The organism is Photorhabdus stackebrandtii (assembly GCF_011189495.1).
Classification (GTDB): Bacteria; Pseudomonadota; Gammaproteobacteria; order Enterobacterales; family Enterobacteriaceae; genus Photorhabdus; species Photorhabdus khanii.
Map to the genome: position 1 here is coordinate 1 of NZ_PUJV01000035.1, position 18,589 is coordinate 18,589.

Consider the following 18,589-nt stretch of genomic DNA (forward strand, 5'->3'; position numbering starts at 1 on the left):
ATTCCATACTTCATCTGTTAACATAGTTCTTGGCATGATGGTGAGGTAGAGTCGTTTTTTGGCGAAAGCAATTATACCCCATCATCATGCTGTTCCGTAATTCCTCTCAAAACGTCAACAGCCCCTAGTGTGAATCTGAAAAAATTCCAATCTGAAGTCCGGGCACGGACTGAAGCTGCTGCAAGTAATGCAGAGAAAATTGCACGCAAAGGTGGATTATCTGCCGAAGCAGTTGCTGCATTACGTCGGGAAATATTGGGAATTGCTACATGAGTCAGCTTGCACCTGTTCTGCCAGATACTTCCTCAATAGCAGCACCTGTCGTCTTATTGCCATACCAGCAACGATGGGTGGCTGATTCGTCTCCTTTTAAAGTCAATGAGAAGAGTCGTCGAACGGGAATTACTTGGGCTGAAGCGTCAGATAATGTACTCCTCGCTGCATCTTCTGCCGCCGCGGGTGGTATGAGTGTGTATTACATCGCCTATAACCAAGATATGACCATTGAATATATTCAAGCCTGTGCAATGTGGGCTCGTGTTTTCAACTATGCGGCCAGTGAAATTGAAGAAGGGTTCTGGGAAGAAGACGAAGATGATAAGCACATCAAAACTTTCACTATCAAATTTCCAGACTCTGGATTCCGTGTAGTGGCGCTTTCTAGCCGTCCGTCTAACTTGCGTGGCCGTCAGGGGATCATTGTCATTGATGAAGCTGCTTTCCACGAACAGCTCGATGAATTACTGAAAGCGGCACTAGCCATGCTTATCTGGGGCGGCAAAGTGCGAGTGATCTCTACCCATAACGGAGACAGCAACTTGTTTAATGAGTTGCTGAACGATATCCGGGCAGGACGCAGGGACGGTGTTATCCACCGTATTACCTTTAAGGAGGCTGTAGCTGAAGGACTATTTCACCGTGTCTGCTTACGTACCAGACGTGAATGGTCACAAGAGGCTGAACAACGGTGGATGATGTCGGTGTACAAGTTCTACGGAGCTGGGGCATCAGAAGAATTGGACTGTATTCCTGCTAATGGTGGCGGAGTCTGGTTGTCCCGCGCTTTGATTGAATCTCGGATGTCTCCCGATACGCCAGTGCTGCGACTGACTTGCCCGAAAGGATATGAGCTTAAATCCGATGAAATACGCCGCACAGATACCGAAGAGTGGCTAAAAGCCAACCTGAAGCCGTTGCTAGATGCATTACCTTCTGATGCTCGTTCATTTCTGGGACGCGATTTTGGCCGCAGTAGCGATTTGTCCGTGGATTATCCATTGCTGCAACAAAAAAGTCTGGTACACAAAGTGCCTTTCGTGTTGGAACTGCGCAACGTGCCATTCAAACAACAAGAGCAAATCACTTGGTATTTAATGGATGGACTTCCTAATTTGCTGGGTGCAGCCTTTGATGCCCGTGGTAACGGTGCTTATCTGGCCGAATATGCCATGCAAAAATATGGCGCCAGCCGTGTGCAGCAAGTCATGCCCACCGAAGGTTGGTACCGTGACAATATGCCCCCGGTGAAGGCTGCGCTGGAAGACGGCAATCTGGAGGCGCTGCCAAAGGATGAAGACACTTTGGATGATCTGAGGGCAGTACAGGTCATTAACGGTATTCCCCGTGTACCTGATCAGCGCTCAAAAGCAAAAGCGGATGGCGGCAAGCGCCACGGTGATGCAGCAATAGCCCTTGCTTTGGCGTACTTCGCCAGCCGTGAAATTAACAAAGGTCCGGTGAAGGCAAGTTCCCGCCGACGCCGTCAGTCTGCACGTATGCTGGAGGGATACTAATGTCTCGTGGTATCTGGGTTTCACCAACAGAATTTATTAACTTTTCCGAATCAAAGCAGTCGTTCACTGAACAAATTGCATCGCGTAGCCGTTCCATTGACTTCTACAGTCTGGGGACATATCTACCTAACCCTGATCCTATTCTCAAAGCTCAAGGGCGGGATATTCGTATCTATCGTGAATTACGTACTGATCCTTTGGTTGGTGGATGTATTCGCCGCCGCAAGGCCGGAGTGAAAGCACTAGAACGTGGTGTAGAACGTAGTAATGCCCCTGTGCGAGTCTTTAACTTTATTCGTGACATGCTTGCGGATTTGGATATGTCACGCATCATTGGCGAAATGCATGAAGCGGTTCTGTACGGTTATCAGCCTTGTGAATTGATGTGGAGTCAGCATCAATCATGGTCAGTGACGGATATCGTTAGCAAGCCACCTGACTGGTTCCACTATGACCGTGATAACCAACTGCGTTTTCGTGCTCGTGATGCAGGCGTTGAGGGAGAACGGGTTCCTCTCTATAAATTTGTAACGCCACGTCAAGACGCCACTTATGACAACCCTTACGGATTTCCAGACTTATCAATGTGCTTCTGGCCCGTTACCTTTAAGAAAGGCGGCATGAAGTTTTGGGTACGCTTTGCCGAGAAGTATGGTTCACCGTGGGTAATTGGAAAGCATCCACGAGGTACGCCACAAAGTGAAATTGATCTGTTATTGGATTCGATGGAAGCAATGATTGATGATGCAGTTGCCGCCATTCCTGATGATTCCTCCGTTGAGATTAAAGAGGCAGCAGGTAAATCAGACAGCAGTGATATTTATCAGAACTTAATTACCGTTGTTCGCAGTGAGATCTCCATCGCGTTACTGGGACAAAACCAAACGACCGAAGCAAACAGCAATAAAGCCTCTGCACAAGCAGGATTGGAGGTAACGGATGATATTCGTGATGCTGATGTTGACGTTATCACCAGCGCCATTAATCAGGCTATACGCTGGGTCGTAGAATTGAACTTCGGTAACGTTGAATGTCCGGTCTATCGTCTTTGGGAACAGCGGTCGGTTGATGAAACACAGGCTAATCGTGACGTTAAGTTGAGTCAGGCTGGTGTCAAATTTACTCCTCAATACTGGAAACGCGAATATCAATTGCAGGATGGGGATATTGATGAAACAACCCTGTCAACCACGCCTATTCCACCACTCCCACTGGCGTTTTCTGAAGCTGTTAACGCAGATTTAGCAGCACAGGACACCTTAGATGAAGCGTTGGATATTTTGATGAATGAAGGATCATTGAATGAATCGTTGAAATCTCTACTGGCTCCTTTATTCCATCGTGTTCAAAACGGTGCTAATCCCAGCGATCTTATAGGAGAGTTAGCCGAGCTTTATCCACAAATGGACGCACATGGCTTGCAAGAGCGGCTAGCGCGGGTTTTGTTTGTGTCTAACGTTTGGGGACGCTTGCATGAGCATAACCACGCCTGAACTGGCGTATTGCATGACATTACCTCCCAAGCGAGCCATTGGTTATCTGCAATCTAAGGGCTACAAGATAACGTGGGATTGGGAAGAACTTTGGCAAGAGACTCATTCCCATGCATTCACGGTGGCGAAAGCCACGCGTCTGGATATTCTGGAAGATATTCGCCAGGCGCTACAACAGGCACTGGATGAAGGCAAGACTGATCGTTGGTTTCGTCAGGAGCTGGAGCCAACATTAAGACGTAAGGGGTGGTGGGGAACGAAAGAAACCGATGACCCAGTTACAGGGGAACGTGTCACTGTTCAGCAAGGTAGCCCGTGGCGTCTTGGTACTATCTTTCGTACCAATATGTCAGTGCTGTACAGTGCAGGCCGTTGGGCCGAACAAATGGAAAATGTTGATGACCGACCGTACTGGATGTATACAGGGATCAACGATAACCATACACGTAAGAGCCATCTCGCATTGCATGGTTTGGTATTTCGCTCTGATGACCCATTTTGGCAAGCTTTCTATCCTCCTAATGGTTGGTGTTGCCGTTGCAGTGTGATTGCTCTCAGTCATGATGACGTTCGTGTCAGAGGGATGAAAGTTATGAATTCAGGTAAAGCAATGGGCTGGGAGTTGAAATTGGTTTCACAAAAAACAGGTGAGATGCAGCCCGTTGCTACATTCAACACAGGTATAACAAAAGTGGCGACTGATGTAGGTTGGTCATATTCGCCGGGGGCAGCATATCGTCCCGATTTGACCAGATATCAGGGAGAGCTCTCTGGACTGGCCCGCCGCGAACTGAGAGGACAGAATGAGTAATCTTACTATCACCATTAATGATGAAGACCTAAGACGTGGATTACGGGCATTAGAATTGGCTGCTAATGATCTGACACCTGCCATGCGTAAAATTGCTGGGACATTGTCAGCAGAAACCGCCTTTAACTTTGAAGCTGAAGGGCGCCCGGCATGGATACCCTCTGTAGCTGCAAAGGAACGTGGTGGTCAAACGCTGCAAAAAACTGCTCGTTTGATGAGTTCAGTCAGTACCCACTATGATTCCCATACGGCAGTTGTCGGTACAAACTTAGTCTACGGACGTATTCATCAATTGGGAGGTAAAACTGGCCGCAATCAATCTTTATTGCTACCAGCCCGGCCTTATCTGCCCGTAACAGAACAAGGCGAATTATCACCAGATGCAGCAAGAGCTGTATTAAGCACCATTCAACGACATCTTGAATCAGCGGCGCATCGTTAAACTTTTCCTCCCTATGCGGGTGATTTAATCATTGTCATTCGTAAAAGACTTTATAAAGCGTTTACAGACTCAAATTTTCGATATCTAATTGCATGCAGTTCCACTTTCTTATTTCCTTCCCAAGTTTTTTCTAAAGCAGATTAAAAGTCGTTTTTTCTGATCGTGGAGAAACTGCCTCTATTAACGTAATAGAGGCAGTGAAATGAAGTCACTTCACATTTTCAAATCCGGTACACATACCGATATGAATGGCAAACAATTGCCGTTCAGCCCTGCAGATTTGCAAGCTTGTGCAAAGGCTTATGACTCATCGTTGCATGAAGCACCGATTGTGATTGGTCATCCAAAAGACAATTTACCCGCCTATGGTTGGGTTAAATCGCTGACGTCTTCCAGTGATGACTTGATTGCAGAGCCTCAACAGGTTGATGTTCAGTTCGCTGAACTGGTCAATGCAGGCCGCTATAAAAAAATTTCTGCTTCTTTCTATTTACCTGATTCCCCAAACAACCCTAAACCCGGTGTGCTCTATTTGCGTCATGTCGGCTTTTTGGGCGCACAGCCACCCGCCATTAAAGGACTGAAACAGGTTGAATTCAGCGAGCAAGAACATGGTGTCGTGGAGTTCTCTGATTGGAGTGACATCACCAACGCTTCACTTTGGGGGCGTCTGCGAGAATTTTTGATCAGTAAATTCGGTATGGACGAAGCAGACAAAGCGCTTCCTTCTTGGCAGGTGGATTCATTACGTGAAGAAGCTTATAGCACGACTCAGTCTGCTCCTTCCTTTCATGAACCCAATAACACACATCAACGTGAGGAAAACATCGTGACAAATGAAGAAAAAAAGGCGCTCAAAGATGAAAACACCCGCCTGAAAGAACAGCTTGTTGCCCGTGATGCTGCCGACGCAAAGCGCAAACAAACTGAGCAACAGGCCGGAAACGTGGCATTTGCCGAAAAGCTGGTCGCAGACGGCAAATTGGCGCCTGCTGCCCAATCTGTCGTGGTCGCCTTGCTGGACGCTGTAACTCAAGGAGATTCCCCTGTCGAGTTTGCTGAAGGTGATGTGAAAAAGCCACTGGCTACCGCGTTTAAAGATCTGCTGAGTTCTGCCCAGCCGGTTATTGATTTTGGCGAACATGCAACAAAAGACCGGGTTGACCAAAACACGTCATCAGATATTGCTGAGTTTTCTGATGCAGATCCTGAGCGTCTGGCGCTGCATCAAAAAGCCGTCGCTCTGGCGAAGAAAGAAGGTATCAGTTACGACATAGCCGTTGCCCGCTGTCTGTAACACTGCGACCGTAACTATTAAGGAGAGATAAATGTCTGATTATTTGAAAGGCAAACGTATTGTTGACCCTGTGCTAACCAGTGTTGCACGTGGTTATAAAAATGCGGCATTCATTGGCGAACATCTTTTCCCTGTCGTCGAAATGGAGAAAGAAGGTGCTAGTGTGCCGACATTTGGTAAAAGTGCTTTTGTGGAATATGACACCAAGCGTGCTGTTGGTGCCAACAGTAACGTTTTGATCCGTGAGAAAGGTTCTTCGTTAGATATCGTGCTCAACGAGCATGATCTAGCTACACCTGTTGATTATCGCGAGAAATCAGAATCTTTATTTAATGAAGAAGCAAAGGCAATCCGTCGTTCCACCAATGGCGTGAATCTCAAACGCGAACTGTATGCAGCTCGATTGGCACAAGACCCTGCGGTTTACCTCAGTGACTCAGTGAAGAGTCTGACAGTTAATGAACGTTGGGTTGGCGGCAAAGGTAGTCCAATCAAAGTCATTGAAGCTGGAATTGATGTTGTTCGTACTGCCATTGGTGTACGTCCAAACCTCATGACTATGGGGGCTAGCGTGATGTCACTGTTGAAGTTTCATCCTGAAATTCAGGCAGCTATTGGAGCCAACGAACGTAAACGTATCACAATAGAAATACTCAAAGATCTTTTCCAAATCCAGAACGTTGTCGTTGGTGAACCAGTTTCTACCCCAAGCATTAAAGAAAATCCCGTTGATATCTGGGCTGATAATTTGATGTTGCATTACGTATCACTTCCGCAGGCAGGAGCAGAAAGCGCCGATGAGTATGAGCCTTCATTTGGTTATATGTTTCGCCGCAAAGGAATGCCTGTAGCGGATAAATATCCGGGTGTTGGCGGCAAGGTGAATTACTGCCGTTATACCGATATTTATAAAGTTGCGGTTGTTGGAGGTGATGCTGGCTATCTGATTACCAATATTGTGAAGTAAGAGGAACAATCATGGCAGTAACACAACAACCCGTATTGACCACGACCATCATCGCCACGGCTAATATCGTACAGCATCGTTTGGTGGGTGCCGATAATGCCCCTTGTCAGGCTGGAGCCGTTGCACTTGGTATAGCGGAAATGGATGCGAAAGCAGGTGATGTTATTCCAGTCAATGTCTTGGGTATTATTGCTGTTGAAGCAGGTGGGCCAATAGCTCGTGGGCAAGTCGTACAGTCGGATAAGAATGCTTGCGCAGTACCACTAAGTTCTGCGGAGAATGCTGCCGGAACATCTATCGGATTTGCGCTGGATGAGGCCACGGCTGCTGGCAATGTTATTCGCATCTTACGTGGTGTATGACATGTATTGCTCATTGGCAGATCTGCAAGGACAGATACCAACGCAATCATTGATATGGCTGTCTAACGAAGAACCTAATGCCCAGACGATCAATGAAACTGTGGTTAACAGTGTCATTCGCTATGCCGATGAACTTATTGATGCCCATTTACGCGGGCGTTACATCCTGCCTCTGGCGGAGGTTCCCACGGTATTACGCGATGCTGCTATTACGTTAACACGCTATCGGTTGTATGCCCGCCGTCCAGAAGGCTCTGTTCCTGAAGCCGTGATAGATGATTACAAAATTGTTTTGCGCCAACTGGCTGACATTCGTGATGCCAAACTGACACTGGGCCTGCTTTCCACAGGAAAAGATGCTCCTGAGCCGGGAGAGTTTCGTGTTCGAGCGCGTCATCCCACCTTTGGGGGAAGTCAAGGGATGTTGGAGAAATACTAATGGATGTTTCGCCGATCATTGATGCCATCGTCATGAGGTTAAAAGAAAAGCTACCTAGCTTACAGGTGGAGTATTTCCCTGAAAGGCCGACTGAATTCAGGCTGAACCATCCCGTGGGAGCCATTTTAATCAGCTATCCCGGCTCTCGCTTTGATAAGCCTGAAGATGTTGGGGCAGTATTGCAGACACAAACTGTCATGCTCAATGCCACTATCGTTTTTCGTCAACTTAATGGACGTCACGGAGCCGTTGCCACACTGGATGATGTACGCCGGGTTCTCGGTGGATTCCAACCACCGAACTGCCAACGTAAATGTTGGCTGGTACGGGATACATTTCTCGGTGAGATAGCTGGCTTGTGGCAATACACGCTGGATTTTGCGACTGAAAGTGTATTTATCGAAGATAGTGAGTCACCGGATGGCCCGCCGTTAGCCCAAATCAATTATGAGGAAACTAAACAATGAAATACCTCTATACAGGCCCAGCAAGCGGCGTCACTTTAGCTGATGGCACAGAAGTCTTGCTCTGGTCAGAAAAAACTGTTGATTTACCGGAACAGCATGATTATGTGAAGACATTGATCGCGCTGCAATATCTTCATCCACTGTCAGAACAGCAAAAAAGTATCCTGAAGAAAAAAGAAAAGTCTGAGGGGGGCCACTGATGGCCACTAATTATTTACATGGCGTCGAAACTATCGAAGTCGAACAAGGCTCCCGTCCGGTCAAGACAGTGAAATCCGCCGTGATCGGCTTAATTGGTACTGCACCGATAGGGCCAGTAAACGCAGTGACACTTTGTCTGTCAGAAAAAGATACAGCTCAATTTGGTGCTCAAATGAATGGTTTTACCATCCCACAAGCACTGGATGCTATTTATGATCATGGTGCGGGAACTGTGCTGATCATTAACGTTCTTGATCCTGAAGTGCATAAAGCCAATGTTGCCAATGAAAGTATTATCTTTGATAAAACCACAGGAACAGCAAAACTGGCTAACCCCGTGGTCAGTAATGTCTTGCTAAAAGCCAACTCTGATAGTGCGCCTTATATAGAAGGACAAGATTATTCTCTGGATGTTCAAACAGGTAGGCTCAAGAACATCGGTAAAAACATCATTGCTGGTACAACCGTAATGGCCAGTTATGACTTTACCGATCCCACGTTGGTAACACCCGCTGACATTATTGGCAGCATCAGTGCAGCGGGTAACCGTACAGGTATGAAGTTGCTGAATGATACTTATAACCTGTATGGATTCTTTGCCAAGATCTTGCTGGCTCCTGTTTACTGTACCCAGCTAAGTGTGGCGACAGAACTGATTGCCCTTGCAACTAAATTGGGTGCCATGACTTATATTGATGCCCCGATAGGTACCACTTTTGCTCAGGCTATCAGTGGCCGAGGCCCGTCTGGCACAATCAATTTTAATACCAGTTCTGATCGTGTCCGACTGTGTTACCCACACGTCAAAGTCTATGATTCAGAAAGCAATAGCGAGCGCTTGGAACCATTGTCATCTCGTGCAGCAGGGCTGCGTGCCAAGATTGATGCAGACAAAGGTTTTTGGTGGTCATCCTCCAATCAAGAAATTAGGGGGATCACCGGGATTGAGCGTCAGCTATCCGCCATGATTGACGATCCACAAAGTGAAGTGAACCAGCTCAATGAACAAGGGATTACTACAGTGTTCAATAATTATGGCTCTGGTTTGCGCTTATGGGGCAACCGTACCGCCGCGTGGCCAACTGTGACACACATGCGTAACTTCGAGAACGTGCGCAGAACAGGAGACGTGATTAATGAATCCCTGCGTTACTTCAGTCAGCAATATATTGATATGCCGATCACGCCGGCTCTGGTAGATGCCCTGACAGAATCTGTGAATGCCTATGGTCGTAAATTGATTGCTGATGGTGCTTTGTTAGGATTCAAATGCTGGTTTGATCCGACCCATAACGAAGAAACAGAGCTGGCATCAGGTCATCTGTTACTCAGTTATAAGTACACACCGCCACCACCACTGGAACGGCTGACATTTGAGACCGAAATTACCTCTGAATATTTGCTGAATTTAAAGGGGAATAATTAATGGCTGGAAAAATAGAAATTAACCGCATCACCAATGCCAATATTTATATTGACGGCAATAACCTGTTGGGACGGGCGGAGGAAGTGAAACTGCCAGACGTTTCCATGACTACGCAGGAGCATAAGGCGCTGGGGATGGTCGGTAAGGTGGAATTACCGGCAGGCTTCGATAAGCTGGAAGGCGAGATCAAATGGAACAGTTTCTACCGTGACGCTATGTTATCCGCTGCCAATCCCTATAAGTCTCTGGCATTACAGTGCCGTTCCAACGTCCAGAAATTCAGTTCACAGGGGCGCATTGATGAAGTGCCATTGGTGACGTATCTGACCATCTTATTTAAGAAGAATCCGCTGGGCACATTTAAACAACATGAAAATGCTGATTTTTCCAGTAGCTTTACCTGTACCTATATTAAACAGGTGCTGGATGGTGAAGAATTGCTAGAACTGGATTATTTGGCCAATATCTTCCGTGTTGGCGGCGTTGATCAATTGACCGATTATCGCATCAATATCGGAGGTTAAACTAAATAATGACGGTAGAATTAGTGGATAAAGACCAGAATATTCCCAGTCTTGGATTACCTAATGGTACATGGTTTGCTGTCTTAAACATTCCAGGTGTGGAGACTTTGTTTTCTACTCAGAAAACCAATGATCCCATTGACTGCTCTCGTTCCAAAGCCAGAAAGCTCGCCGACTTGATTAATAGGTGGATTCCACCGGAAGGTTGGTTTTCCGATATCGGTGCAGAGAAAGGGAAAGAATATCTGATAGATTTTTTCTGTAACTGTAAAGGCTTTCGCACTCACTAATGACAGGGGCATCAGCCCCTTTCTTCTTTAATCCCCTTTAATATCTCCGTTTCCATACATGAATGATACTGAATGAAACTTACAGAGGAGTATCATCATGTCAACTACGACTTACCATCTTCAATTTCCCTATACCACGGCTGCTGGCGTTCGCATTGAAGAGCTTCAGTTATCACGTTTGAAAGTTAAAGATATCAAGGCTGCCCGGCGAGCTAGCGAAAATCCTACTGACTGGGATGATATTTTGATAGCACGTTCGACAGGATTGTTACCAGAAGATATCGAACAGATGGATGTCGCTGATTATCTGGCATTACAGCAACGATTTCAGCAAGTCATCGGATTGGATCAGGGAAATAAAAATAGTGTGGCAAGCATCGGCGATGTTGGCACGATGGTTCCGGTTCCAGCCGAGCGAGATTGATAATCTGGCACTGGATGAATTTGAATGTTGGCTGGATGAGGCCAACACCCAAATCAAACGCGAGAATGGAGACGGTTAATTGATGCAGACAAATATTGCTACTAATAATGTCTGGAATACTGGAAGTGAATTTTTTATTTTATTTCCCATTTAATGAGAGCTTAATTCGTGTCAACAGAATTTTCCATTGGTGTCATTATTGGTGGGGCCATTAGTGGTGCGTTCAGTTCTGCTATGTCTGGTACACGCCGTACTCTAGGAACACTGGGAGAAACGACTCGCCAACTGGAGAACCGACAGCAGGCATTAAACCGTGCTATTGAACGTTACGGTCAACTTGGTTCCCGCAGTGTCCAGCGTTTGAATGCGGATCTACAACGCATCAGTCGAACGCTGGAGCAGTTGAACCGTCAGCAACAGCGCTTACAGTCTGCTGCTATCATGAGTGATGCAGCCAAAGTGAATCGTATGGCGCTATATGCACAGGGAGCCGAAACCTATGCATTAACTCGCACGATATCTTCTCCTGTTATGAAATCGGTAACAAAATACGCCTCTTTTGAATCAGGATTGCGAGATATTGCTGTCACTGGTGATCTGTCTCCGAAAGAAGAACAAAAAATCGGAATCATCTTACGCCAGAACGCCAAGCAAACAAACCAATTACAAGAAACCCTGCTGGAAGGTGTTGGTACATTGGTTGCCGCCGGAAAATCTCCCATGAAATCGACCGATATGAGTGGATTATTGGGCCGCGTCGCCACGGCATCCAAAGCTAATATTAATGACTTAGCCAAAATGGCTCTATCCTTTGAGTCCCTGAAAGTTGAAGGTGATCAAGCGCTAAAAGAAGCCTTTAACCGAGCCGTTTTCGGTGCTAAATCGGGCCGTTTTGAATTAAAAGATCTCGCCCAATACTTTCCAGAAATGGCGCAGCAATTTGCTGGTAAGGGAATATACGGTCAGGAGGCAGTTTCACAGATTATTGCCAGCTTGGAAGTTGGTCGTGAAGGTGCAGGAACGGAAGGTGAAGCAGCTACCAATATGAGGAACTGGCTAGCTTCAATGGGACGTGGTGATATTGCCAAAAGATACGCTGAAGCTGACGTCGATTATCAAACCTCAATGAGCAGATATGTTTCTTCGGGGTACTCACAATATGAAGCCTCAATCATGATCGCAGACCGCTTTATCAAGAGTAAAGGAGCCGATCTCATGAAAGAGTGGAAAAAAGCGGGAGCCAGAGGTGATGAAGATGCACAGCGTATGCTCATGGAATCCTTCGGGCTATCCTCTATTTTCACCGACGTACAGACAGTCAACCATCTCTTGGCCATGCGGCAACGTTGGGGAGATTATCAGCGTATCAAAACAGGCATGGGGACTGATTCGGCACAAAAATCTGTTGATACCGATTTTGATAAACAGAACGATACCTTAGAAGCGCAATGGCGGCGTACTCAAATTGGATTTAATGATTCGGCTATTAGCATTGGTCAGTCGCTGCGTCCAGCATTAATACAGTTAGCCGAAACCTTTATTCCATTGATGGACAAGACCGGAAAATGGCTGGCCGCTAATCCTGAACTCATCAGTAATGTTGTCATGCTGGTTGGTGGGTTCCTAGCACTCAAAGCCGCTTCAATCGGTGTAAGATTAGGTCTTAATCTTTTGCTTTCCCCTATAACTGATATTTGGAAAGGCGCAATGTTAATACGCACACGGTGGTTACTGCTTAGAATGGCTATCGGTAGTGGTGGCAAATTCGGTGTCATTGCAAACATCTTGCGGAAAATAGCCGGAGCTGCTCTCTGGTTGGGCAGAATCCTCGGTAGTGCTCTCTATAAGGGCTTGATGTTAGCTGGCAGAGCTATTTTGTGGATTGGACGCGTACTATTAATGAATCCTATCGGATTGATCATCGCCGGTATTGCAGTGGCCGCTTATCTTATCTATCGCTATTGGAAGCCCATCAGTAATTTCTTTAAACGGCTTTGGGTCTTAGTAAAATTCGCTTTCCAAATGGGATGGCAGGGAATCAAAAATATTTGGTCTAACGTCAAAGGTTGGTTTACAGCTCGATGGAATGACATTACTAATGCGTTTGATGGCGGAATATTTGAGGTCAGTAAATTAATTTTAAACTGGTCGCCATTGGGGTTGTTTTATAAAACATTTGCTGGCGTTATGAAATGGTTTGGCATTGGTATGCCCAATAATTTTACTGACTTTGGTAAAAATATCGTTAATGGGTTGGTTAATGGTATTTCTAATATGCTGACTACGGCTAAGGACATCATTAAAAACTTTGGCGGCAAAGTTTCTAGCTGGTTTAAAGAAGCGTTAGGTATTCAATCCCCCAGTCAGGTATTTATGGGATTTGGCGATAATATTGTGCAAGGTGTGGTTGTTGGTGTTGATCGTACTACGCCGTTGGCTGCTCGTGCCACTCAACGTCTGGCAGAGGTAATGACGCCTGATGTCCCACAAATCTCACCTCCTGAGATGATGTTGGGCAATCCAGCCAGACGAACAGGTTATAAAGATATCAGCAACAGCAATAATGGTTTTTCTATCTCTTTCGCACCGCAAATATATATTGGCGGTAAACTGCAAACGGCTACATCCGATATTAATAAAGCCTTAAACCTGAGTGTGCGTGAATTAGAGAAACTGCTGGAGCGTATTGTCATTCAGAGAGAACGCCGGAGATACGGATAATGTTTGCGGTATTAGGTGATATTGAATTTGAGCTGATCACATATTGGGATGGTTTTGATGTAACTTTTGGTGTTAATTATGCCGAACATGCACGAATTCAAGGTAAACCCGGCTTGCAGTTCGTGGGGGAAAAACTGGATGAAATTCAAATTAGTCTGGTCTTTCATCAACATTATTGTGCGCCGGATGTTGAATTGAATCGGTTACGTGAAGCAATGCGGAAGCATCAAGCACTCGCGCTAGTATTCGGAAATGGTGATTACCGTGGCTGGTTTGTTATTACTGATGTGACAGCTACCAGTGAACAAACGGATTCAGTAGGTAATATATTTGCCCTCAATGCCTCGGTGACATTACTTGAATATATCGGTGATCCTAAAAAACCGCTGAAACCGCCTGCCATTAAATCTCATGTCCTGAATACAAAGGCGTTGTCTAATGTAATACCGAAACCATCAGGTATGGCTAAAAAAGTCAGGGATGGCGTGAATTATGTCAAACAAGCACAGTCAGCACTGCAAACGACTATCAGTGCGGTACGTATTGCACAGAAGATGAAAGACAAACCGACCGTAGCGTTAACCCGCGTACCAAGTCTTCTTACCGGACTCAACAATATTGCTGGTCCATTAGGGAAAAGCTATCCGGCGTTTCAATCACTCGGTAATTCATTGCCAGATGCGATTCAATTGACCAGAGCAACGGGACAAGCAGCAACATTTGTTAACAATGCTCAATTGTCATTAAGCCGTGCAGATAGCCGTAATATCGCGGCTGCATTGGATTCTGTATCAACTCAACTTGAATCAGCAAGTTCAACATTTACATCAATATCACCCGCGCTCAGTAAGATGGCAGCGCAAATTACCACAAGGACTCTTTGATCATGTTTCTTGAACACATAACGAAAGAGGGAGATAGATGGGATTTATTGGCTCACCATTATTATGGTGACCCTTTAGGTTACGCTCGCATAATTGCTGCCAATCCACACGTTGCAGTTACACCTGTATTGCCATCTGGGATCGTATTGTTGATCCCTATCATTGACGCTGACAATAATGTAGTAACTGAAGAGGATACACCACCGTGGCTGAGATAATAGATTCCAAGCAAACACCATCTATAACGGGTGTCTCAGAGGTTTTAAGTCCGACATTCACGTTACGATATTTGCAAAAAGATATCACAAATGACATCACTCCTTATGTCACTCGTGTCAGCTATACCGACAACATCAAAAGCGAATCCGATGAAATAGAGGTAGAGTTGGATGATACTGATGGTCGCTGGCTGGATAAATGGTATCCGGGCAAAGGTGATACGTTGACATTGAAGTTGGGCTATTTCGGCGAACGGTTACTGAATTGTGGCTCATTCTATATTGATGAAATTGAAGTCAGCATCCCTCCTTCTATTGTATCTGTTCGAGGTGTAGCAACGTCTATCAATACAGCATTGCGTACCAAATCTAACCGTGGATTTGAGAATACAACTCTAGCAGCTATTGCTAATCGCATCGCCAAGAAACATCAGTTAAAGCTGATCGGCAGTATCGAAATCATCGAGATTGACAGGGTGACGCAATATTCGGAAACCGATGTGGCGTTCCTGAAACGACTGACCAGTGAATATGGTTATGCCGTTAAGGTTGTCAGTGAACAGCTAATTTTCTCCCACTTAGCCACTTTGCGCAGCCAAGAACCGATAAAAAAATTACACCCTCGCGATGTTGCCCAATTTTCACTGCGGGACACAATTAATAAAGTCTATAAAAAAGCTAAAGTGAAACATCAAAAGGCTGATGATAAAAAATTGATTGTCTATGAAGCTGATGGCACGACCAGTGCAAGTAATCAGTCCAATTCAAAAGGCAAGAGTAGCGGTCAAGAAACCAGCGCAGATACCTTAAAAGTGAACAGCCGAGCTGCTAACAAGGATAGCGCTGAAATAAAGGCCAAATCAGCACTGGATTCACATAATGAGTACCAGCAGCACGGCTCACTTTCATTGATGGGAGCCCCTCAGTTAACCGCCGGAAATAAAATTGAGTTGATTGAATTTGGCAAGTTATCTGGGCAATGGTTAATTACTTCAGCTCACCACTCTTTTGATCGCAACAGCGGATATATGACCGAGCTTGAGATTGCTCGTGGCCCTGTTACATCGGGTAAATCCGAGAAAGGTAAAAAGGGTAAGACTCATAAATGGGTTGTATATAAGCCCGATGGTTCTTCCGACACGATCATCAAGGAGAAATCCAAATGAGCAGTGTAACTCGTCAAGTCGGCACAATTAGCGCCGTAGATCCTGCTACTGTTCGTGCCCGCGTGCGATTGCCTGAATGCGATAATATGCGTACTAACTGGCTGAATGTGTTGCAGCGCAATACCCAGAATAACAAAGACTATTGGTTGCCCGATGTTGGGGAACAGGTTGAAGTGCTATTGGATGCCAATGGTGAAGATGGTGTTATTTTAGGTGCTGTCTATTCCAGTGTTGATAAACCGTCAGCTAACAATAAAGACGTCCGTGGTATGACTTATGCAGATGATGCAGCTTTTTACTATGATCGTACCTCACACACCCTGACTATTAATGGCGGCATTCAGCACATTAAGATCGCGGTGGGAGTCAATGTTGTTATTCAGACACATCAGGCAACTATTGATGCGCCGGAAACAATCGTAACCGGAAATATGTTAGTGAAAGGCCAATTAACTTACCAAAATGGACTGTCGGGCTCTGGTGGTAATGGAGCTGCTGCGACCATTCAGGGCAATGTCAGCGTTAATGGCAACATCCATGCAACGGGCAGCATCATGGATGAAGGTGGTAACTCAAATCATTATCCTCATTAGTTTCTTTAAACACCTTTAATATCAGATATGCCTACAGGGGATGATACTGTTCCCCATGAATACGAACTCACACTCTGTTTTTTGGCAACCCGCTCTCCAGAACTCAGGCAAAATTGCCTGTGGGCTGGATGACATCGCCCAAGCAATACTCATTATTCTACGTACACCACGTGGTAGTGATCCACATCGACCAGAATTCGGCAGTCACTTGCACCTTTATATTGATTACCCAATAGACCGCGCGATTCCCCACGTTGTCAGGGAATCTGTTGATGCTATTACACGTTGGGAACCTCGTTGCCAGTTGCTCTCCGTGAAACCAACTGTCAATGGAGAACACCTAACTCTGCGTGTGAATTGGACAGCAGTTGATGGCATTACACAATCTACGGAGTTGCTATGGCGCTGACAGAACCTGATTTTATCGAGCGTGATGTAGAGAAAATCACAACCGAAATGATTGCAAAGTATGAGGCTGATGTAGGTAAGACTTTGTACCCAGCACAGGCAGAGCGCCTGCTGATCAATTTATTTGCATATCGTGAAGCACTAACCAGAATGCAAGTTCAGGAAGCCGCCAAGCAGAATCTGGTCGAGTTTGCCCATGCGCCCATTTTGGACTACTTAGGGGAATTGGTCGGAGTATATCGGCTACCCGCCCAACCGGCGCATACAACACTGCAATTTAGTATTGATGATGCGTTAGAGCGAGATGTGCTCATTCCTGTGGGGACGCGTGTTAATGCATCGGACAGTATTACTTTTGCTACTAATACAGATGCTGTTCTGAATGCAGGTACACGTTTCGTTAATGTCACAGCTACTTGTACAGATGCTGGATTATCAGGGAATAGCTGGCAACCAGCACAAGTCAGTACATTGTTGGATGAAATCGACGACATTGACCTGCAAGTGACCAACACAATAGTGAGTAGTGGTGGTTCGGCAGAGGAAAGTGACGAGAGGCTACGTGTACGAATCAAGATGGCCCCTGAATCGTTTACTAATGCGGGCAGTCGTCAGGCTTATCGCTTTCATGCCATGCGTGCTCACCCTAATATTGTTGATGTCGCAGTCAGGTCTCCCATTCCGGGTGTTGTTGAACTGTTTCCACTATTGGCGACGGGGTTGCCAGATGAAAACATTTTAACGCTGGTGAAAAGTTTTTGTTCTGATGAAAAAATCCGCCCGTTGACTGACACTGTACATGCAAAACCTCCCGTGAAGATTGATTATACCATCAAGGCTAAACTGACCTTGTACAGTGGCGTTAATGCACCCGGTATTCAATCAGCAGCAGAACAGGCCATACAAACATGGGTAGCTGAACGAGCAACAACGTTAGGGAAAGATATTGTTCCCAGCCAAATCATCTCAACATTGTCTGTTTCTGGCGTCTATCAAGTCGTACTGGAGTCTCCTACGTTTCAGATTGTAGGTGAAAATGAATGGGCGAACTGTATCGGTATCACTGTTGTGGTCACTGGATTCGCTGATGGTTAAGTTACATCTACCACCTCCACTGGAAGCTGATATCAGTATGCGTGCATTAGGTCAGTTGGCCTCCCGTTTTGATGATATCGATTTAACCCAATTAATGGTTTATCTCATTGATACTGTCGATAGCAGCGCGTTGCATTGGCTTGCAAATCAATTCTCCCTATTTGGCGATGGCTGGGAGCTTGTCGAATCAGACAATGCTCGCCGCACGTTAATCAAATCAGCTATAGAATTGCATCGGTATAAAGGCACACCGTGGTCAATTCGTGAAATTATTCGTCGTTTTGGGTTTGGTGAAATTGATTTAATTGAAGGCACTGGTCAAATCAATTATGACGGCCATGCCAGCTATAACGGTAATTATGTTCATGGAGATTCAACATCCTGGGCAGATTATCGCGTCATACTTCAACAACCTATTACCAATGATCAAGCCTCGCTACTGCGTACCACACTGGCCGCGTTTGCGCCTGCACGCTGCCACCTTGCCAGCTTGGAATATCAGTCTGTATCAATTCGTTACAACAATACTGTCAATTATGACGGTAGTTACAATTATGGGAGCAGTTAA

Annotated in this window: 23 protein-coding genes and 1 pseudogene; all 24 read left to right on the forward strand. The window is 45.7% G+C overall.

All coding sequences use genetic code 11. The annotated features are described in order from the left end of the window. Positions 1 to 111 precede the first annotated feature (111 nt). Positions 112 to 273: pseudogene (locus C5470_RS19215) on the forward strand (phage protein Gp27 family protein); the annotation flags it as partial. Next, positions 270 to 1,793 (forward strand): hypothetical protein, encoded by a 1,524-nt coding sequence (locus C5470_RS19220; RefSeq protein WP_166291306.1) that lies wholly within the window; start codon positions 270 to 272, stop codon positions 1,791 to 1,793. The pseudogene C5470_RS19215 and the gene C5470_RS19220, both read left to right, overlap by 4 nt. Next, complete coding sequence (locus C5470_RS19225) at positions 1,793 to 3,286, forward strand: DUF935 domain-containing protein (protein WP_166291308.1); 1,494 nt, start codon at positions 1,793 to 1,795, stop codon at positions 3,284 to 3,286. The genes C5470_RS19220 and C5470_RS19225 overlap by 1 nt, the downstream gene beginning before the upstream one ends. Beyond that, positions 3,267 to 4,097, forward strand: coding sequence for a phage head morphogenesis protein (locus C5470_RS19230; protein ID WP_166291309.1), 831 nt, complete (start codon positions 3,267 to 3,269; stop codon positions 4,095 to 4,097). Before C5470_RS19225 ends, C5470_RS19230 begins: the two co-directional genes overlap by 20 nt. After that, the gene (locus C5470_RS19235; RefSeq protein ID WP_166291310.1) at positions 4,090 to 4,539 is read left to right on the forward strand and encodes a phage virion morphogenesis protein; all 450 of its coding nucleotides are present in this window, start codon (positions 4,090 to 4,092) and stop codon (positions 4,537 to 4,539) included. Before C5470_RS19230 ends, C5470_RS19235 begins: the two co-directional genes overlap by 8 nt. Before the next feature lie 202 nt (positions 4,540 to 4,741). Then, positions 4,742 to 5,836 carry a peptidase gene (locus tag C5470_RS19240; protein WP_166291312.1) on the forward strand — a complete coding sequence of 365 codons (1,095 nt, stop codon included), beginning with the start codon at positions 4,742 to 4,744 and terminating at the stop codon, positions 5,834 to 5,836. A 31-nt stretch (positions 5,837 to 5,867) separates the two neighbouring features. Further along, the gene (locus C5470_RS19245; protein WP_036843639.1) at positions 5,868 to 6,803 is read left to right on the forward strand and encodes a hypothetical protein; all 936 of its coding nucleotides are present in this window, start codon (positions 5,868 to 5,870) and stop codon (positions 6,801 to 6,803) included. Positions 6,804 to 6,814: 11 nt separating this feature from the next. After that, positions 6,815 to 7,165, forward strand: a complete 351-nt coding sequence (locus C5470_RS19250; RefSeq protein WP_166291313.1) for a DUF2190 family protein — start codon at positions 6,815 to 6,817, stop codon at positions 7,163 to 7,165. A gap of 1 nt (position 7,166) precedes the next feature. After that, entirely contained in the window at positions 7,167 to 7,604 is a 438-nt protein-coding gene (locus tag C5470_RS19255) for a gp436 family protein (protein WP_036843634.1), read from the forward strand. After that, positions 7,604 to 8,071 carry a Gp37 family protein gene (locus C5470_RS19260; protein ID WP_036843632.1) on the forward strand — a complete coding sequence of 156 codons (468 nt, stop codon included), beginning with the start codon at positions 7,604 to 7,606 and terminating at the stop codon, positions 8,069 to 8,071. Before C5470_RS19255 ends, C5470_RS19260 begins: the two co-directional genes overlap by 1 nt. Next, positions 8,068 to 8,271, forward strand: coding sequence for a hypothetical protein (locus C5470_RS19265; protein WP_166291315.1), 204 nt, complete (start codon positions 8,068 to 8,070; stop codon positions 8,269 to 8,271). The genes C5470_RS19260 and C5470_RS19265 overlap by 4 nt, the downstream gene beginning before the upstream one ends. After that, positions 8,271 to 9,698 (forward strand): phage tail sheath subtilisin-like domain-containing protein, encoded by a 1,428-nt coding sequence (locus C5470_RS19270; RefSeq protein WP_166291316.1) that lies wholly within the window; start codon positions 8,271 to 8,273, stop codon positions 9,696 to 9,698. The genes C5470_RS19265 and C5470_RS19270 overlap by 1 nt, the downstream gene beginning before the upstream one ends. Continuing rightward, positions 9,698 to 10,222 carry a phage major tail tube protein gene (locus tag C5470_RS19275; RefSeq protein ID WP_166291318.1) on the forward strand — a complete coding sequence of 175 codons (525 nt, stop codon included), beginning with the start codon at positions 9,698 to 9,700 and terminating at the stop codon, positions 10,220 to 10,222. Before C5470_RS19270 ends, C5470_RS19275 begins: the two co-directional genes overlap by 1 nt. A gap of 8 nt (positions 10,223 to 10,230) precedes the next feature. After that, a complete protein-coding gene (locus C5470_RS19280) occupies positions 10,231 to 10,512 on the forward strand; it encodes a hypothetical protein (protein WP_166291319.1) in 282 nt (93 codons plus the stop codon). A gap of 97 nt (positions 10,513 to 10,609) precedes the next feature. Continuing rightward, the gene (locus tag C5470_RS19285) at positions 10,610 to 10,936 is read left to right on the forward strand and encodes a phage tail assembly protein (protein WP_166291321.1); all 327 of its coding nucleotides are present in this window, start codon (positions 10,610 to 10,612) and stop codon (positions 10,934 to 10,936) included. Beyond that, positions 10,896 to 11,015 (forward strand): GpE family phage tail protein, encoded by a 120-nt coding sequence (locus C5470_RS23445; protein ID WP_110742787.1) that lies wholly within the window; start codon positions 10,896 to 10,898, stop codon positions 11,013 to 11,015. The genes C5470_RS19285 and C5470_RS23445 overlap by 41 nt, the downstream gene beginning before the upstream one ends. Positions 11,016 to 11,104: 89 nt before the next feature. Then, on the forward strand, positions 11,105 to 13,657 hold the full coding sequence (locus C5470_RS19295; RefSeq protein WP_166291323.1) for a phage tail tape measure protein: 2,553 nt from the start codon (positions 11,105 to 11,107) through the stop codon (positions 13,655 to 13,657). Beyond that, complete coding sequence (locus C5470_RS19300; protein WP_166291324.1) at positions 13,657 to 14,541, forward strand: phage tail protein; 885 nt, start codon at positions 13,657 to 13,659, stop codon at positions 14,539 to 14,541. The genes C5470_RS19295 and C5470_RS19300 overlap by 1 nt, the downstream gene beginning before the upstream one ends. A 2-nt stretch (positions 14,542 to 14,543) precedes the next feature. Continuing rightward, positions 14,544 to 14,759: a tail protein X gene (locus tag C5470_RS19305; RefSeq protein ID WP_105395091.1), complete on the forward strand. Its 216-nt coding sequence runs from the start codon at positions 14,544 to 14,546 to the stop codon at positions 14,757 to 14,759. Next, the gene (locus C5470_RS19310; RefSeq protein WP_166291326.1) at positions 14,747 to 15,925 is read left to right on the forward strand and encodes a contractile injection system protein, VgrG/Pvc8 family; all 1,179 of its coding nucleotides are present in this window, start codon (positions 14,747 to 14,749) and stop codon (positions 15,923 to 15,925) included. The genes C5470_RS19305 and C5470_RS19310 overlap by 13 nt, the downstream gene beginning before the upstream one ends. Beyond that, complete coding sequence (locus C5470_RS19315) at positions 15,922 to 16,518, forward strand: phage baseplate assembly protein V (protein ID WP_166291328.1); 597 nt, start codon at positions 15,922 to 15,924, stop codon at positions 16,516 to 16,518. The genes C5470_RS19310 and C5470_RS19315 overlap by 4 nt, the downstream gene beginning before the upstream one ends. A 55-nt stretch (positions 16,519 to 16,573) precedes the next feature. Then, positions 16,574 to 16,927 carry a GPW/gp25 family protein gene (locus C5470_RS19320; protein WP_088371096.1) on the forward strand — a complete coding sequence of 118 codons (354 nt, stop codon included), beginning with the start codon at positions 16,574 to 16,576 and terminating at the stop codon, positions 16,925 to 16,927. Continuing rightward, positions 16,918 to 18,021, forward strand: a complete 1,104-nt coding sequence (locus C5470_RS19325; protein WP_166291330.1) for a baseplate assembly protein — start codon at positions 16,918 to 16,920, stop codon at positions 18,019 to 18,021. The genes C5470_RS19320 and C5470_RS19325 overlap by 10 nt, the downstream gene beginning before the upstream one ends. Next, positions 18,014 to 18,589 (forward strand): phage tail protein I, encoded by a 576-nt coding sequence (locus C5470_RS19330; protein WP_422631090.1) that lies wholly within the window; start codon positions 18,014 to 18,016, stop codon positions 18,587 to 18,589. Before C5470_RS19325 ends, C5470_RS19330 begins: the two co-directional genes overlap by 8 nt.

Excerpts from the sequence above, each read along its gene's own strand:
- C5470_RS19330 (WP_422631090.1), top strand. The coding sequence starts at position 18,014 with ATGGTTAAGTTACATCTACCACCTCCACTGGAAGCTGATATCAGTATG.
- C5470_RS19260 (WP_036843632.1), top strand. The coding sequence starts at position 7,604 with ATGGATGTTTCGCCGATCATTGATGCCATCGTCATGAGGTTAAAAGAA.
- C5470_RS19305 (WP_105395091.1), top strand. The coding sequence starts at position 14,544 with ATGTTTCTTGAACACATAACGAAAGAGGGAGATAGATGGGATTTATTG.
- C5470_RS19270 (WP_166291316.1), top strand. The coding sequence starts at position 8,271 with ATGGCCACTAATTATTTACATGGCGTCGAAACTATCGAAGTCGAACAA.
- C5470_RS19285 (WP_166291321.1), top strand. The coding sequence starts at position 10,610 with ATGTCAACTACGACTTACCATCTTCAATTTCCCTATACCACGGCTGCT.
- C5470_RS19220 (WP_166291306.1), top strand. The coding sequence starts at position 270 with ATGAGTCAGCTTGCACCTGTTCTGCCAGATACTTCCTCAATAGCAGCA.
- C5470_RS19245 (WP_036843639.1), top strand. The coding sequence starts at position 5,868 with ATGTCTGATTATTTGAAAGGCAAACGTATTGTTGACCCTGTGCTAACC.
- C5470_RS19320 (WP_088371096.1), top strand. The coding sequence starts at position 16,574 with ATGAATACGAACTCACACTCTGTTTTTTGGCAACCCGCTCTCCAGAAC.
- C5470_RS19265 (WP_166291315.1), top strand. The coding sequence starts at position 8,068 with ATGAAATACCTCTATACAGGCCCAGCAAGCGGCGTCACTTTAGCTGAT.
- C5470_RS19300 (WP_166291324.1), top strand. The coding sequence starts at position 13,657 with ATGTTTGCGGTATTAGGTGATATTGAATTTGAGCTGATCACATATTGG.
- C5470_RS19275 (WP_166291318.1), top strand. The coding sequence starts at position 9,698 with ATGGCTGGAAAAATAGAAATTAACCGCATCACCAATGCCAATATTTAT.
- C5470_RS23445 (WP_110742787.1), top strand. The coding sequence starts at position 10,896 with ATGTTGGCACGATGGTTCCGGTTCCAGCCGAGCGAGATTGATAATCTG.
- C5470_RS19235 (WP_166291310.1), top strand. The coding sequence starts at position 4,090 with ATGAGTAATCTTACTATCACCATTAATGATGAAGACCTAAGACGTGGA.
- C5470_RS19315 (WP_166291328.1), top strand. The coding sequence starts at position 15,922 with ATGAGCAGTGTAACTCGTCAAGTCGGCACAATTAGCGCCGTAGATCCT.
- C5470_RS19255 (WP_036843634.1), top strand. The coding sequence starts at position 7,167 with ATGTATTGCTCATTGGCAGATCTGCAAGGACAGATACCAACGCAATCA.
- C5470_RS19225 (WP_166291308.1), top strand. The coding sequence starts at position 1,793 with ATGTCTCGTGGTATCTGGGTTTCACCAACAGAATTTATTAACTTTTCC.
- C5470_RS19325 (WP_166291330.1), top strand. The coding sequence starts at position 16,918 with ATGGCGCTGACAGAACCTGATTTTATCGAGCGTGATGTAGAGAAAATC.
- C5470_RS19240 (WP_166291312.1), top strand. The coding sequence starts at position 4,742 with ATGAAGTCACTTCACATTTTCAAATCCGGTACACATACCGATATGAAT.
- C5470_RS19250 (WP_166291313.1), top strand. The coding sequence starts at position 6,815 with ATGGCAGTAACACAACAACCCGTATTGACCACGACCATCATCGCCACG.
- C5470_RS19280 (WP_166291319.1), top strand. The coding sequence starts at position 10,231 with ATGACGGTAGAATTAGTGGATAAAGACCAGAATATTCCCAGTCTTGGA.
- C5470_RS19230 (WP_166291309.1), top strand. The coding sequence starts at position 3,267 with ATGAGCATAACCACGCCTGAACTGGCGTATTGCATGACATTACCTCCC.